This is a genomic window from Luteimonas sp. RIT-PG2_3, assembly GCF_054902115.1.
Genome location: NZ_JBUBPF010000012.1, coordinates 1 through 13,841, shown reverse-complemented (window position 1 = coordinate 13,841; position 13,841 = coordinate 1). Strand labels below are relative to the sequence as shown.

The window sequence follows — 13,841 nt, the reverse complement described above, 5'->3', positions numbered from 1 at the left end:
TCGCGCGTGGTCGTTCCGATCCTGCCTGGAGTGTGCCGATGTCCCTGCAAGCCGTCCCGTTCGCATGCCGCACCCAACGCGTGGCGCCGCCGCGCCGCCGCTGGCGGGCGGCCCTCGTCGCGCTGGCCATCGGCGTGTCGGTGTCGGTGGCGCTGCCGGTCGCTGCCGCCGCGCCCGTGGTCGTGTATCGCGACGCCTGGTCGGCGCAGGCCGCGCGCGTCGAGATCACGCGTGATGGATGGGGAATCGCGCATGTGCATGGCCGCAGCGATGCCGATGCCGTGTTCGGCATGGTCTATGCGCAGGCCGAGGACGACTTCAACCGGATCGAAACCAACTTCCTGACCAACCTCGGACGGCTGGCCGAAGTCGAAGGCGAGGCGCGGCTGTGGCAGGACCTGCGCCAGCGGCTGTTCATCGATCCGGACACGCTGCGCGCCGACTACGCGGCCAGTCCCGCGTGGTTGAAGGCGTTGATGGACGCCTGGGCGGATGGCCTGAACTACTTTCTCGCGACCCACCCCGAGGTACGCCCGCGCCTGCTGACGCATTTCGAGCCGTGGATGGCCCTGAGCTTCAGCGAGGGCAGCATCGGTGGCGACATCTCCAAGGTGGCTTTGAGCCAGTTGCAGGCGTTCCACGAACGCGAACCGCGAAGCTTGACGGCACTGGAGCAGCATGTGTCGCTGCGCGAGCCCGGCGGCTCGAACGGATTCGCGATCGCGCCCGCGCGGACCCGCGACGGACATGCCTTGCTGCTGATCAATCCGCACACCAGTTTTTTCTTCCGCTCCGAGCTGCAGATGCGCAGCGACGAGGGGCTCAACGCCTACGGCGCGGTGACCTGGGGCCAGTTCTTCATCTACCAGGGTTTCAACGAGCACCTGGGCTGGATGCACACCACCAGCGGCGTCGACAACGTCGACGAATTCGCCGAGACGATCGTCGCGCTCCCCGACGGTACGCCGGGCTATCGCCATGGCGACGAGGTGCGTGCGTTGACGCGCCGGCAGCTCGTGCTGCGCGTGCGCAACGGGGATGGCCGCATCGTCGAGCGCGACTTCCAGACCTATGCCAGCCATCATGGACCGATCGTGCGTGAGGAAGACGGGCGCTGGATCGCGGTCGCGCTGATGAACCGGCCGCTGCAGGCGCTGCAGCAGTCGTTCCTGCGCACCAAGGCGCGCGACTATGCCGGCTTCATGCAAGTGGCTGCGCTGCAGGCGAACTCGTCCAACAACACGGTCTATGCCGACACCCAGGGCCGTGTTGCGCTGCTGTTCCCGCAGTTCGTGCCGATCCGCCGCGCCGGCGTCGACTATCGGCATCCGGTCGACGGCAGCGATCCGCGCAACGACTGGCAGGGGCTGCATGCGCTCGACAGCCTGCCGCAGGTCGTCGCGCCGGCCAATGGCTGGTTGTTCAATACCAACAACGCCCCGTGGACCGCGGCGGGTGCGGACAGTCCGCGCGCCGCGGATTTCCCGGCGTACATGGATCAGGCCGGCGACAACCCGCGTGCCGCGCAGGCGATCCGTGTCCTGGGCCGGCAGGACGACTTCACGCCGCAGGCCTTGATCGCCGCCGCGCACGATCCGCACCTGAGTGCATTCGTGCGCCTGTTGCCGACGCTGCTGTCGGCCTACGACGCACTGCCCGTCGGCGATGCGATGCGTGCACGCCTGGCCGATCCGATCACGGTGCTGCGCGACTGGAATGTCGCATGGGCCCTGGATTCGATCGCGACCACGCTGGCGGTGTCATGGGGCGACGCGCTATGGGAACAGGCAGTGGCGCCTGCCAAGGCCGCGGATATCGCGGTCTGGGATTATCTGGCGACGCGTACGCCCGATGCCGAACGCTTGGCTGCGCTGGCCGCCGTGCTCGATCGGTTGACGCAGGACTTCGGAGGCTGGCGCGTGCCCTGGGGTGAGATCAACCGCTACCAGCGCAACGATGGGGCGATCCGCCAGGACTTCGACGACGCCAGGCCGAGCCTGCCTGCAGCCTTTGCTCCGCTGAAGTGGGGCTCGCTGGCGGCATTCGAATCCGCGCGCGGTACGGGCACGAAACGACGCTATGGCACCTCGGGAAACAGTTTTGTCGCGGTGGTCGAATTCGGGCCGCAGCCGCGGGCCTGGGCGGTCAGCACCGGTGGCGAGAGCGGCGATCCGGCGTCGCCGCATTTCGCCGACCAGGCACAGCGCTATCTCGACGGTGACCTGCGCCCGGTGCATTTCGATGCCGCCGACGTCGCGGCGCATGCGCAGCATCGTTACCGTCCGGGCGAGCGCGGGCGCTAGCGGTCGGTCTTCACCGGAAGCGGCGGTCGTCGGCCGCCTGTTTCCTCAGCGTGGCGACCAGCGCCAGTGCCAGGGTTCGTAGACGATGCCGTGACGGTTGTCGCGCGGATAGCTCATCTCGAAGCCGTGCCCGGCCGCGTTCGACTGCAGCCATGCGAACGCCGGCGTGGCCTCGAAAGAGGCTTCCGCGGCGGGCTCGTCGGGCGTGCTGATGTCGAGCGCCTGGCCGGAATGGTGCTCGCTGTAACCGGGGGCCGCGTTGACGGTCAGGATCTCGCCGACCTCCAGTCCGCGCGCGCGCTTGCGCTCGAAGATCCCCAGTTGGTAATCGTGGCTGCGGTAGCCCGAGATCGCATCCAATACGATGCCGTCGCGCAGGGCGTCGTCGCGCAGGTGCTGCCAGGCATTGGCGGCCTGGACGTCGAGCCACAGCGTGCGCCGGTAGCGGTCGAAGCCCGCGAACGCCAGCCATGCGGGTTCGGCCACCAGCGCCAGGCCGGTCTCGGCCTCATAGGCATCGGCATCCACGCCGAGCTGCTCCAGCCGCTCCTGCAGCCGATGCAGGGGCAGGCTGGGCACGACATCCAGTCCGCGGCGCATCGGCTCGTGGAACCGGCTCAATGCATCCAGCGCGTCATCGATGCCGGGCTCGTGCGCGAGCCGCGGGCGCAGCGGCATCAGACCCTCTGGAATCTCGGCGGCGAGGTAGAGCCCGTCGCGCTTGCGCCGGAGCACCGCCGAGGCTCGAGCGAGCAGGCGCGCGTCCTGGTTGCTGCGCGCACGCAGCAGGTGGGCCGGCCAGACTTCGATGTCGGGCGTATTCAGGAGATGACGGAGGTGGCGTCGCATCCGCGCAGGTTAGCGCCGTCGGATGGGTTCCGCCAACCGCTTGAGTTCGTCCAGCAACGCGGCCGGATGCACCGGTTGCAGCAGCAGGTCGTGGCCCTTGCGGGTGGGCAACTGCAGCACGCGCGGGCCACCGGTCGTGGCGACCAGCGCCTTGCCGCCGTTGCGCAGGCGGAACCAGCCGCTGTGGAAGCCGGGCAGGGACACGCCATTGGTCTTGAGCCGGGGCTTGTACTCGGTGCGTTCGTCCAGGTCGATGACGCGCGCGGCATCGAGTTGCAGTTCCGCCAGGGCATAACTGCGGCGGTAGAAACTGGTGGCGACCTCCAGGGTTCCATGCTCCAACGACAGGCGATGCCGCAGCAGGCGGCGCGCCAGCATCACGCCCACCAGCAATGCCAAGCAGACGATCAGGACGCAGGCGCCAATGGCCGGCGTCAGCGGTGTCTGGCCGGAGACCTGTCGGGCCGCTGCGCGAAAGACATCCAACGGCAGTGCGATGGCCAGTGTCATCGGCAACAGCAATGCCAGTGCGCACAGCAGCAGCCGCACGATCGGGGAGGGTGCGGCCAGTTGCCAGCGTGGCAGGGTGTCGGACGTGGTCATGCATCGGTCCCGTTCAAATGCAAGCAAGGGCCATCAAAGGCAATCAAGGGCCATCAGGGACAAGCAGGCAAGGGCACGCCATGCAGGGCAATCGATGGCGGGCATCTCTGACGCTGCCGTCAATTTTCTTTCTTCAGGTAGAGGCGCACGCCCATGCCGTGCGGTGTCACCGAGACCAGCTCCCAGCCTTGCAGGCCGAGCTGGGCTTCGATGTGCTCCGGCTTGACGCCGAGCCATGTGGGTTTGACCTCGACCACCTTGTACTGCCAGCGCTTACTCATGTTGCGGATTCCTGTCGTTGGGGAGGGTCATGGCCGCAAGTACGGCGTCTCGTGTGAGCTGACGTTGCCGCGCGTGCGGGATGCTGGCGACGAAGTCGCCGGGCTGGAAGCCGTAGTCGCCGAACTGCGAATGGTTGCCGCCGGCGATGACGATGCGCGTTGTCTGCGCAGGGAGGTTGCGGCGATTGCGATCGGCGCGGGCGATGCTGGCGATCGGATCTCGCGTCGCCAGGACCTGCAGGACCGGGAAGCGCGCATCGGCCAGGCTGATGTCGCGCGGATGCGACGTGCCGATCAGCACGAGGCCGGCGACGTCGTCGGGGTAGCGGTTCGCGTACAGCGCGGCCACCTTGCCGCCACGGGAATGGCCGGCAACGATCCAGGTGCCGCCGGCAGCGACATGGGCGGCGTGCGCACGCGACAGCAGGGCAGGATCCTCGGCGCCGCCAAAGGCGCCGCGACGCGGCATGCTTGCCAGTGTGACGACATGCCCCTTTGCGGCCACCGCACGCAGCAGTGGCGCGTACGCCACCGGGTCGACCAGTCCGCCCGGGAAGAACAGCAACTGCGTGGCCTGCGGGCCGGGCGGCACGGTGGGCGAGAAGAGCCAGCCGTCATCCGTGGCGCGGACCGAGACCTCAGCGTCGCCACGGATGGCCGTGCGGGCTTCGGCATTGGCGCGATAGGCCAGTGCCGACCAGCCGAAGAACAGCACCAGCAGGCAACTACCGACGATCGCCCAGATCTTCCGGATCCGGGCGAACAGGCTGCGCTTGCGGCCGGGTACGCTCATGCACCGTCGTCCGTGCCGTCGTTGGGAGACGCGTGCCTGGGCAGTCGTCCGGCCTTGCGCAATGCATCGCGCAGCACATATTCGATCTGGGCGTTGACGCTGCGCAGTTCATCGTCGGCCCAACGCTGCATCGCCTCGAGGATCTCGGCATTGATGCGCAGCGGATAGGCTTTCTTTTCGTTCACGATGCGGTCCGCGCCGGCTCAGTACAGCGTACCGGCATTGACGATCGGCTGTGTGCTGCGATCGCCGCACAGCACCACCAGCAGGTTGCTGACCATCGCGGCCTTGCGCTCCTCATCGAGCTTCACGGTGCCGTTCTTCTCCAGTTCCGACAGCGCCATTTCGACCATGCCCACGGCGCCCGCGACGATCCGCGTGCGCGCGGCGATGACCGCGTTGGCCTGCTGGCGCTGCAGCATCGCCTGCGCGATCTCGGGCGCGTAGGCGAGGTGGCTGATGCGCGCTTCCACCACGTCGACGCCGGCCGTGGTCAGGCGCTCGTCGAGCTGTTCCTTCAGGCGTTCGGAAATCTCGGCGGGATGGCTGCGCAGCGAGATCTGGTCGTCCTCGTGCTGGTCGTAGGGATAGCTGGTGGCCATCGCGCGTAGTGCGGCCTCGGCCTGGATGTGCACGAAGCTCTCGTAATCGTCGACGTTGAACACTGCTTCGGCAGAGTCCACGACGCGCCAGACGATGACCGATGCGATCTCGATCGGGCTGCCGTCGAGTTCATTGACCTTGAGCTTGCCGCTTTCGAAATTGCGCACGCGCAGCGATACCTTGCGCTTGCTGAAGAAGGGGTTGTTCCAGCGCAGTCCGTTGTCCTTGACGGTGCCCACGTACTTGCCGAACAGGCTCAGCACCGCAGCCTGGTTGGGCTGCAGCGTGTAGACGCCGAGCATCAGGAACAGGCTGACGAAGGGGATGACCAGGCCGACGACGACCAGCAGCTTGGAGCCTGCGCCTCCGCCATTGGCAGCCGCCAGGGCGAGGCCGGCCAGGATCGCCAGCAGCAGGCCAGCCAGTACGGAGAGGCCGGGGAGGGAGCGGACGGGGTTCTCTTTCATGGGCGGTCTCCAGGTCCGACAGTGGACGAGTTAAGTGATATCAATTTGATATCATCATGTCAAATCAGGTGGCCTGTGGCGCTGGCGCCCGATCCCGGGCCGGGCGCGCCCCGATAGAATCCACTTCCTCTCCCAGCCCGGCCGCCTGCCATGACGACCCTCGGTACTCCGCTGTCCCCCTCCGCCACCCGCGTCCTGCTGCTGGGATCGGGTGAACTGGGCAAGGAAGTCGCGATCGAGCTGCAGCGCCTGGGGGTCGAGGTCATTGCCGCCGACCGCTACGCCGACGCCCCGGCGATGCAGGTCGCCCATCGCAGCCATGTGCTGGACATGCTCGACCCGACGGCGTTGCGCGCGCTGATCGCGCGCGAGCAGCCGCACCTGATCGTGCCGGAGATCGAGGCGATCCATACCGACACCCTGGTCGCCCTGGAGGCTGAGCAGGGCCAGCGCGTGATCCCGACTGCGCGTGCCGCGCGCCTGACCATGGACCGCGAGGGGATCCGCCGTCTGGCCGCCGAAACCCTCGGCCTGCCGACGTCGCCGTATCGCTTCGTCGACACCCGCGAACAGTACCTGGCAGCGATCGACGCGATCGGCTTACCTTGCGTGGTCAAGCCGGTGATGTCGTCGTCCGGCAAAGGCCAGAGCACCGTGCGCGGCAGCGACGACGTCGATGCGGCCTGGAGCTACGCGCAGACCGGTGGCCGTGCCGGGGCGGGGCGCTGCATCGTCGAGGGCTTCATCGATTTCGATTACGAGATCACGCTGCTGACCGTGCGGCATGCCGGCGGCACCTCTTTTTGCGCGCCGATCGGACATACCCAGGAGGCCGGCGACTATCGCGAGAGCTGGCAGCCGCAGGCGATGTCGGTGCAGGCCCTACAGCAGGCGCAGGCGGTCGCGAAGGCGGTCACCGACGACCTCGGCGGCTGGGGCGTATTCGGGGTCGAACTGTTCGTCAAGGGCGACCATGTGTGGTTCAGCGAGGTCTCACCGCGTCCGCATGACACCGGACTGGTCACCCTGGCATCGCAAGAGCTCAGCGAGTTCGCCCTGCATGCGCGCGCGATCCTCGGCCTGCCGATTCCGACCGATGCCGACGGTGTGGTGCCGCAGCAGGGCGCGGGCGCATCGTGCGCGTTGCTGGCCCAAGGTCATGGCGTGCCGGTGTTCCACCACGTCGAGGCCGCCCTGCAACTGCCGGGCAGTGCACTGCGCCTGTTCGGCAAGCCGCGGGTGGAAGGCCAGCGTCGCGTCGGCGTGACGCTGGCGCGTGCCGACAGCGTCGAGCAGGCGCGTAGCCGGGCCCGTGATGCCGCGGCAGGCATCGACATCGACTGGCAGTGAGCCTGCGGGTGCCGGGAACGCGTCGAGCCCGGCTCTTGCGCCCTCGATTCGCTCTCGTGCGTCACACGCGCTCGCCACGTCTGACGCGATACTGGGCGCCGGGCAGTTCGCCCGGCGTCGATCCTTGAAGGGAAGGTCATGAACGGCAACAGTGGTTACGCAGTGTTCTTCTTCCCGCAGGCGCTGGAAGCGTTGGGCGAGGCGATCAAGCCCTATCTGCTGCAGAGCCCGGCCGGCCTGCACGTCGCTTGCGACGAAGTGGATACCGCGGGTGCGTTCATCGAGATGACGCTGCGTGGCAAGACCCAGGACGGACGCGACCTTGCGCTGGAGCTGATGGTGCCGGGCAGCATGGTGTCGATGATCGTGTCGACCCAGAGCGATGGCACGTTCGGCTTCGGTCCGCGCGTACCGCCGAAGGCGGCGCCGGTTGCCGATCCAGCACCTGCAGCACCGACAGCACCCGCAGCACCGACAACGCCGGCAGCAACGGCTGTACCGACGGCGCCTGCAGCAGGCGAACCACCGGCCGCGTAGCGCTCGGTCACGACTCACAGGCCCTGGCGGCCCGCGCGATCGCTCAGAGCGTCAGGTCGACCCAGACCAGTCGATGGTCGCTGCCGTCGACGATCGCGGCCGCCGGGTCTTCGGGCAGCGGCCAGTAGACGCCGTTGCCCTTCAGGGCAAAGCCTGTGGATGGCAGCACATAGTCCAGCCGGAGGTTGCCGGTGCGTGGTCCGAAGTCGCCGGTGTCGTGCGCGTGCGCGCCGCGATGGCGGGCGTTGATGCCGCCGGCCTCCGCACCGGCGCGCGCGGCGCCTTCGCTGCGCGGCGTCGCCTGGCGCATGACGCGCGGATGTTCCAGCAGTTCGAGGATCGCCTCATGGCGTCCATCGCCGTCGGCGGGATCGTTGTTGAGGTCGCCGACGATGACGAAGCGGGCGTCCTGCCCCAGTCCCCCGCAGCGGCCCTGGTCGTCGCACAGCCACGATGCGGTCGCGGCTGCATTGCCGATGTAATCGCGCCAGAGCCTGATCTCGTCGTGGTTGCGCGCACCGTTGCGGTCCTCGGGGCCATCGAATACCGGTGGCGTCGGATGCGAGGCCAACAGGTGCACCACGCCAACGGGCGTGCGCACCGGTACGTCCCAGTGCGATTTCGACGACAGTCGCAACTGCGCCCAGATCGCATCGTCGTGCCAGGGCTTGCCGCTGGCAGGATCGAGGGGGCGCTGCGCGCCGGGCATTGCCTTCCATTTCAGTAGCTGGAACGTGCGCGTGGCATCGGCGTCGATCGGAAACTTCGACAGCACCAGCATGCCGTACTGGCCGGGATGCAGTCCGTAGCCCCAGGCATCGTTGCCGCGGTCGCGTCCTTCGCCGCCCACCTTGCCGTTGCGGTCCAGGTCCAGTCCGCTGGCAACGCCGGTGTTGACCGGTGCCAGGTAGCGGTAAGGGTAGTGCAGCGGCTCGCCACCGCCCGGCTGCGCGTGCTCGAGGTAGTCGCGCTGGAACAGGTCCGCCGCACGCGCCTGCGCGTCGTAGTCGAACTCGTTGAGCAGCACGATGTCAGGGCGCACCTGCTGCAGCACCGCGGCGATCTTTCGCGCCTGCGCATGGCCGAGTTCCAGCCGGCGGATCAGGCCGCCGCTGTCCTCGTCGTACAGCGAGGTGTTGTAGGTCGCGACGCGCAGCGACGCCGGGGTGCGCGCATCCGCCGGCTCAGTGGACATGGACGTGCTGGCTGTCCTGTCCGCAGCGGTGCTGCAGGCGGCGGTGGCCAGCAGCAGCGGCCACCACCATGCGCGATGGAAGCGAGGCATCAGCGTGCACCGTCGCGGGCCATCGGCCGCCATCGCCTGCCGTCGAAGGCTTCCAGCGGCTGGAAATTGCGTTTGTAGTCCATCTTCTGGTGTCCGTCGATCCAGTAGCCAAGGTAGAGGTGGCGGTGGTGCTCGCGCAACGCCCAGTCGATCTGGCTCAGGATCGCGAACGTGCCGAGCCCGCGTGCGGCTTCGTCGGGGTCGTGGAAGGTGTAGACCGCCGAGGCCGCGTCGGCGGTGATGTCGGTCACCGCGACCGCGACCAGGCGACGGTCGATGCGGAATTCGAGGAACCGCCCCTGCGACCAGCTGCCGATCAGGAACTGGTCGAACTCGTGCGCACCGTGATCGTCCATGCCGCCTTCGCGGTGGCGTGCCTGCAGGTAGCGCTGGTAAAGCGCCAGCCGCTCATCGTTGCGCTCGGCCGGCAGCACGCGCATCTGCACGTCGCGGTTGCGCGTCACGCAGCGGCGCTGGCTGCGATTGGGCGTGAACGACTGCACGGGAATGCGCACCGCGACGCAGGCGCGGCAACCGTGGCAATGCGGCCGATAGACGATGTCGCCGGAACGGCGGAATCCCCACAGCAGCGCCTGCGGATAGAAGCGTGCGAGGCGTTCGTCATTGGGGTCGAGCACCAGGTCTCGCGCGCTGCGGTCCGGCCAGTAGCCACAGGGGTGGTCACCGGTGTGGAACAGTCGCAGGTGTTCGTTCTGATCCATGGACGCACGGCTGGGGCGGACGCTGCCAGCATACTGCGCGCGGTCGCATCGGGCGCGACCGCGCGCATATCTGTGGGCTGAATGCAGGCGACCGGCTGTCAACGGCAAGCGCGCGCCCCGCGTTGATGCCACTACGCACGGCACTGTTGCCGGGGCAAGAAGAGGAATCGAACATGAAGAAGTCATTCACGAACGCGATCCTGGTGTCCGCCATCGCGCTGGGCCTGGCGTCGCTGGTGGGCGTTGCCATCGCTGCGGAAGGGCAGCCGGCCCCCGGCCCGGGCAAGCGCGTTTCGCTGGACGTCAACGGTGACGGTGTCATCGATCGTGCCGAAGCGGCGAAGGCGCCGCGGCTGGCAGGGCGCTTCGACCAGTTGGATCGTAATGCCGACGGCAAGCTGGACACGGGCGAACAGCGCGAGGCCTTCGCGCGTCGCGGTGGCGAAGGACGCGGCGACGGCCACGGGCGAGGACATGGCAAGGGCGGCGGTCGCGGCGGCATCGACGGCATCGCGCGCCTGGACACCGACAACGATGGTCGCCTGAGCCGCAGCGAGCTGGAGGCGGGTTCGGCCGGTCGCCAGGGTCGCCCCGGCTACGAGGGCCGCCCGGCGCGTGCGGGCAGCGAGGCGGCGCCGACCCGCGAGGCGCGCCCGAATCCGTTGCTGGCGCACTTCGATGCCATCGACAGCAATCGTGACGGCTACCTCGTGCGCAGCGAGTTGACCGCCTGGCACGCGGCGCAACGCCCGCAGCGGGAGGCGGACATGCGCAAGCGGCTCGACGAGCGCTTCGCGGCGGCCGATCTCAACGGCGACGGCAAGCTCAGCCGCGTCGAAGTCGACGAGAAGATGCCGCGCCTGGCCAAGCGTTTCGCCTGGCTGGACGAGAACCGCGACGGCTTCCTGACCCGCGCCGACCTGCAGCCGCAACGCGGGCACTGACGCTGGACGTGATCGGCGGGCGGGTTGATCCCCGTCTGTCGATCACGCGTGCCGATCATTCGTGTCGAGGGACTACAAGCCCGCACCCTGGTGCGGGCTTTTTATGGCCAGACTAGCCCGCACCTTGTGCGGGCTTTTTAGTGGCCATCACGTTTGCCTACGCCGCGCTCCAGTGCCCGATCACCAGCATGCCGACGACGACCAGGTTGCTGACCAGGACACCGCTGAGGCCGAAGGTCAGGCGATAGCCGAGCTGGCGCATGACCGCGCCCTTCGGGTCGCGTTCGACGTCGCGCCGCAGCAGCGGGTTCATCAGTCTCGGCAGCGGCACCAGCATCTGGTAGTTCATCACCGCCAGCGCCACCAGCACCGCGCCCAGCGTCGTCAGGTTGTCGTTGAACAGCCAGTGCACGCCGAAGATGCCCAGCAGCAGCACGATCGAGGTGCCGATGTAGACGCGGTAGAAGGCGACGATCGCGCGCCGCTCGGCTTCATTGTCGGCATAGCGTTCCAGGACCTTGCGGCACAGCCAGGTCGCGATGATGCCGCCCGCGATGCCGCCGGCCGCGGCGCCGGCCGATCCCATCGCAAGCTTTGCGAACAGGCCACCCGCGATCGACTTGCCGGCGATGCCGAGCGTGGCTGCGGCGGCGGGCTTGCTGAAGCCGATCGCCGCGGTGATGCCGATGACGAATGCCGCGCTGGGCGCGCTGGCACGGGCGAAATCGCTGAAGCGCGTCAGCAGGTCGTCGCGCACGCTGGCACGCGCACGCGACAGCCGCTTGCGTACCGCGGCGTCCGACAGGCCGAGCAGGTGCGCGACCTGCTTGGAACTCTGGCCCTCGCGGTAGTACAGCAGCAGCACCTCACGGCTTTCCTCGGGCAGCTCCGAAATCAGGTCGGCGGCGATGGCATCGCGCTCGTCGTCGATCAATTGCTGCTGCGGGCACGAGCCGGGATCGGCGGCGTGCTGGATCGCAAGTTCGGCGGCTTCGCCGTCGACGGCGCGGTTGCGGTTGCTGCGCAGGTGGTCGTGCGCGAGGTTGCGGGTGATCTGGCGCAGCCAGGGCAGGAAGCTGGACGGGTTCTTCAGACGGGCCAGGTTGTGCCAGGCCGACAGGAAGGCTTCCTGGGCGATGTCCTCGCTGGCGGGGACATCGCGGGTGATCGCCAGCGCGACTGCGGTGACGGTGTTCTGGCTGACCTCGACGATCCGGCCATAGGCCTGGGCGCAGCCCCCGGTCGCGGCAGGCAGTTCACGGGCGATCAACTGGTCGAGAGCGTCAGCGTTCATGGCAGGGGCGTGGGCGGGAAGTCCAGATCATGACGCAGCCGGCCGGCCGATGTGACCGGATCGGCCGGCGGCGCCTGCCGCGCCCTCACCGTTTGGCGAGGATCTCCCACTCGTCGCCGACGCGCCGGACCTCGTGTTCGCGCCGGACAGCCTTGGCGGCGTCGCCGTCATGCGTCGCGAGCTGGATGCTGCCGGTGCCTGAACCATCGGTCAGGTAGTCGTGGACATCCAGCCAGCGCGCTGCCAGGCCGTTCTCGGCCTGGCAGGCCACGGCATCGCGGACATCGCGGCCGCCGGCGCGCAGCGCGTCCAGCACGCTGTCGCCAGGGGGCTGCCCGTCGATCGACAGGCACAGGACGTCGCGATGGGCCTGCAGTTCGCGCCGGGCCAGCATGGCCGCCAGCAGCGGCGGCGTCGGCAGCAGGTAGCGGTCCTCGGGCAGGGCCGCGGCGTCCTGCAGCAGGGCGGCCGCCGACGTGGTGACGATCGGGTCCGGGGTGGACGACGTCGTGGGCGCCGTGGCGATGGCCGGGGCTTCGTCGCGATTCGACGTCACCAGTACGGCGGCGGCGATCAGCGCGATCACCACCAGCAGGCCGTAGCGCATGCGCGCCCCGCGCTTGCGGCCGAGGTCGGCCTTGTCGGGTTCGCGGAACTGCAGCTCGGACGGCAGGAAGCTCTCGCTGCGGCTGGTGGCCTGCAGCAGCCCGGCTTCACGCATCAGCTGGCGCGCACGTGGCTGGTCCTCGGAGCGGATCACCCAGACCGCAGGACGCGGGGCATTGTTGTCGCGATAGCTGAAGTTGCCGCGGATCGCACTGCGGAACGAGCGGCCGTTCTCGATGCGGATCTCGATCTGCTCGGCTTCGAGCATCCTGGCGACGGCTTCGACGTTTTCGAGCCGGGCACTGCTGAACACCTGACGCATGCGCTCAGACCCCGCCGCCGGCGCCAGCCGGGAGTGCGTTGGCGTCGACGACGCGGATCATGCCTTCCTGCGCCGTGCTGGCGACCAGATGGCCATGGCGGTCGAAGATCTGGCCGCGCGCCAGCCCGCGCGAATCCTGCGCGCTGGGGCTGTCGATCGAATACAGCAGCCAGTCGTCGGCGCGGAACGGACGGTGGAACCACAACGCATGGTCGAGCGAGGCCATCTGCACGTTGGGCTGGTAATAACTGATGCCGTGCGGGAAGGTCGCGGTGCCGAGCAACTGGAAATCCGAGGCGTAGGCGAGCAGGGCACGGTGCAGCTCCGGCGCATCGCCGACGGTTTCGCTGAGCCGGAACCAGACCTGCTGGAACGGCGGCCGCTTGGGCGGATGCAGCTCGTCGCGCGGATAGACATGGCGGAATTCGAATGGGCCGCTGCGGTTGAGCCAGCGCTGGACCTTGGTCGGCAGCTTGGCGAGCACGTCGGGCGGCAGCGGATCGGCCGGCGCGAGGTCTTCGGGCTGCGGGACTTCAGGCATCTTGACCTGGTGCTCGGCGCCGGGCTGGTGTTCATGGAATGAGGCCGCGCAGAAGAAGATCACCTTGCCGTGCTGGATCGCACTGACGCGCCGCACCGAGAACGTGCCGCCATCGCGGGTGACATCGACGTCGTAGACGATCGGATGGGCGATGTCGCCGGCCCGCAGGAAGTAGGCGTGCAGCGAATGCGCCGGGCGCGGCGACTCCAGCGTCGCCTGTGCGGCCGACAGCGCCTGGCCCAGCACCTGCCCGCCGAACACGTATTTGGTGCCGATATCCCGGCTCTGGCCGCGGAACAGCTTCTTTTCGAGCTGTTCGAGCGACAGCAGTTCGATCAGTT

15 protein-coding genes are annotated in these 13,841 nt (G+C 68.4%); 4 read left to right on the top strand and 11 right to left on the bottom strand.

What is annotated here, in order from left to right; translation table 11 throughout:
• Positions 1–38 precede the first annotated feature (38 nt).
• Positions 39–2,303 (top strand): penicillin acylase family protein, encoded by a 2,265-nt coding sequence (locus ACYX7E_RS15980; RefSeq protein WP_462081591.1) that lies wholly within the window; start codon positions 39–41, stop codon positions 2,301–2,303.
• A 45-nt stretch (positions 2,304–2,348) separates the two neighbouring features.
• On the opposite strand, the gene ACYX7E_RS15975 is transcribed toward ACYX7E_RS15980, so the two are convergent.
• From ACYX7E_RS15975 to ACYX7E_RS15950, 6 genes are all read right to left on the bottom strand, one after another.
• Positions 2,349–3,152 carry a M15 family metallopeptidase gene (locus tag ACYX7E_RS15975; RefSeq protein WP_462081590.1) on the bottom strand — a complete coding sequence of 268 codons (804 nt, stop codon included), beginning with the start codon at positions 3,150–3,152 and terminating at the stop codon, positions 2,349–2,351.
• A 9-nt stretch (positions 3,153–3,161) separates the two neighbouring features.
• The gene (locus ACYX7E_RS15970) at positions 3,162–3,755 is read right to left on the bottom strand and encodes a PH domain-containing protein (RefSeq protein ID WP_462081589.1); all 594 of its coding nucleotides are present in this window, start codon (positions 3,753–3,755) and stop codon (positions 3,162–3,164) included.
• Positions 3,756–3,874: 119 nt separating this feature from the next.
• A complete protein-coding gene (locus ACYX7E_RS15965; RefSeq protein WP_462081588.1) occupies positions 3,875–4,036 on the bottom strand; it encodes a DUF4177 domain-containing protein in 162 nt (53 codons plus the stop codon).
• Positions 4,029–4,829: an alpha/beta fold hydrolase gene (locus tag ACYX7E_RS15960; protein ID WP_462081587.1), complete on the bottom strand. Its 801-nt coding sequence runs from the start codon at positions 4,827–4,829 to the stop codon at positions 4,029–4,031. Before ACYX7E_RS15960 ends, ACYX7E_RS15965 begins: the two co-directional genes overlap by 8 nt.
• A complete protein-coding gene (locus ACYX7E_RS15955; protein ID WP_462081586.1) occupies positions 4,826–5,014 on the bottom strand; it encodes a type II toxin-antitoxin system antitoxin in 189 nt (62 codons plus the stop codon). Before ACYX7E_RS15955 ends, ACYX7E_RS15960 begins: the two co-directional genes overlap by 4 nt.
• 18 nt (positions 5,015–5,032) lie before the next feature.
• Positions 5,033–5,899, bottom strand: coding sequence for an SPFH domain-containing protein (locus ACYX7E_RS15950; protein ID WP_462081585.1), 867 nt, complete (start codon positions 5,897–5,899; stop codon positions 5,033–5,035).
• 150 nt (positions 5,900–6,049) lie between these two features.
• Here ACYX7E_RS15950 and purT point away from each other — a divergent pair, with 150 nt between their 5' ends.
• Both purT and ACYX7E_RS15940 read left to right on the top strand, forming a co-directional pair.
• Positions 6,050–7,249: a formate-dependent phosphoribosylglycinamide formyltransferase gene (gene purT / locus ACYX7E_RS15945; protein WP_462081584.1), complete on the top strand. Its 1,200-nt coding sequence runs from the start codon at positions 6,050–6,052 to the stop codon at positions 7,247–7,249.
• A 138-nt stretch (positions 7,250–7,387) separates the two neighbouring features.
• Entirely contained in the window at positions 7,388–7,786 is a 399-nt protein-coding gene (locus tag ACYX7E_RS15940) for a hypothetical protein (protein WP_462081583.1), read from the top strand.
• A 43-nt stretch (positions 7,787–7,829) separates the two neighbouring features.
• On the opposite strand, the gene ACYX7E_RS15935 is transcribed toward ACYX7E_RS15940, so the two are convergent.
• Entirely contained in the window at positions 7,830–9,071 is a 1,242-nt protein-coding gene (locus ACYX7E_RS15935; RefSeq protein ID WP_462081582.1) for an endonuclease/exonuclease/phosphatase family protein, read from the bottom strand.
• Complete coding sequence (locus tag ACYX7E_RS15930; RefSeq protein ID WP_462081581.1) at positions 9,071–9,793, bottom strand: arginyltransferase; 723 nt, start codon at positions 9,791–9,793, stop codon at positions 9,071–9,073. Before ACYX7E_RS15930 ends, ACYX7E_RS15935 begins: the two co-directional genes overlap by 1 nt.
• A gap of 173 nt (positions 9,794–9,966) precedes the next feature.
• On the opposite strand from ACYX7E_RS15930, the gene ACYX7E_RS15925 reads away from it, so the two are divergent.
• Positions 9,967–10,737, top strand: a complete 771-nt coding sequence (locus tag ACYX7E_RS15925; protein WP_462081580.1) for an EF-hand domain-containing protein — start codon at positions 9,967–9,969, stop codon at positions 10,735–10,737.
• A gap of 157 nt (positions 10,738–10,894) precedes the next feature.
• Here the strand turns inward: ACYX7E_RS15925 and ACYX7E_RS15920 are convergent, their stop codons facing one another.
• The 3 genes from ACYX7E_RS15920 to ACYX7E_RS15910 all read right to left on the bottom strand — a co-directional run bounded on the left by ACYX7E_RS15920 (position 10,895) and on the right by ACYX7E_RS15910 (position 13,839).
• Positions 10,895–12,031 (bottom strand): RNA polymerase sigma factor, encoded by a 1,137-nt coding sequence (locus ACYX7E_RS15920; protein ID WP_462081579.1) that lies wholly within the window; start codon positions 12,029–12,031, stop codon positions 10,895–10,897.
• 85 nt (positions 12,032–12,116) lie between these two features.
• Positions 12,117–12,959: a hypothetical protein gene (locus ACYX7E_RS15915; protein ID WP_462081578.1), complete on the bottom strand. Its 843-nt coding sequence runs from the start codon at positions 12,957–12,959 to the stop codon at positions 12,117–12,119.
• Between the two features lie 4 nt (positions 12,960–12,963).
• Positions 12,964–13,839, bottom strand: a complete 876-nt coding sequence (locus ACYX7E_RS15910) for an acyl-CoA thioesterase (protein WP_462081577.1) — start codon at positions 13,837–13,839, stop codon at positions 12,964–12,966.
• Positions 13,840–13,841: the final 2 nt, after the last annotated feature.

Bases quoted from the DNA above. Each gene is read 5' to 3' on its own strand.
- ACYX7E_RS15980 (WP_462081591.1), top strand. From the start codon at position 39: ATGTCCCTGCAAGCCGTCCCGTTCGCATGCCGCACCCAACGCGTGGCG.
- ACYX7E_RS15975 (WP_462081590.1), bottom strand. From the start codon at position 3,152: ATGCGACGCCACCTCCGTCATCTCCTGAATACGCCCGACATCGAAGTC.
- ACYX7E_RS15970 (WP_462081589.1), bottom strand. From the start codon at position 3,755: ATGACCACGTCCGACACCCTGCCACGCTGGCAACTGGCCGCACCCTCC.
- ACYX7E_RS15965 (WP_462081588.1), bottom strand. From the start codon at position 4,036: ATGAGTAAGCGCTGGCAGTACAAGGTGGTCGAGGTCAAACCCACATGG.
- ACYX7E_RS15960 (WP_462081587.1), bottom strand. From the start codon at position 4,829: ATGAGCGTACCCGGCCGCAAGCGCAGCCTGTTCGCCCGGATCCGGAAG.
- ACYX7E_RS15950 (WP_462081585.1), bottom strand. From the start codon at position 5,899: ATGAAAGAGAACCCCGTCCGCTCCCTCCCCGGCCTCTCCGTACTGGCT.
- purT (WP_462081584.1), top strand. From the start codon at position 6,050: ATGACGACCCTCGGTACTCCGCTGTCCCCCTCCGCCACCCGCGTCCTG.
- ACYX7E_RS15940 (WP_462081583.1), top strand. From the start codon at position 7,388: ATGAACGGCAACAGTGGTTACGCAGTGTTCTTCTTCCCGCAGGCGCTG.
- ACYX7E_RS15935 (WP_462081582.1), bottom strand. From the start codon at position 9,071: ATGCCTCGCTTCCATCGCGCATGGTGGTGGCCGCTGCTGCTGGCCACC.
- ACYX7E_RS15930 (WP_462081581.1), bottom strand. From the start codon at position 9,793: ATGGATCAGAACGAACACCTGCGACTGTTCCACACCGGTGACCACCCC.
- ACYX7E_RS15925 (WP_462081580.1), top strand. From the start codon at position 9,967: ATGAAGAAGTCATTCACGAACGCGATCCTGGTGTCCGCCATCGCGCTG.
- ACYX7E_RS15920 (WP_462081579.1), bottom strand. From the start codon at position 12,031: ATGAACGCTGACGCTCTCGACCAGTTGATCGCCCGTGAACTGCCTGCC.
- ACYX7E_RS15915 (WP_462081578.1), bottom strand. From the start codon at position 12,959: ATGCGTCAGGTGTTCAGCAGTGCCCGGCTCGAAAACGTCGAAGCCGTC.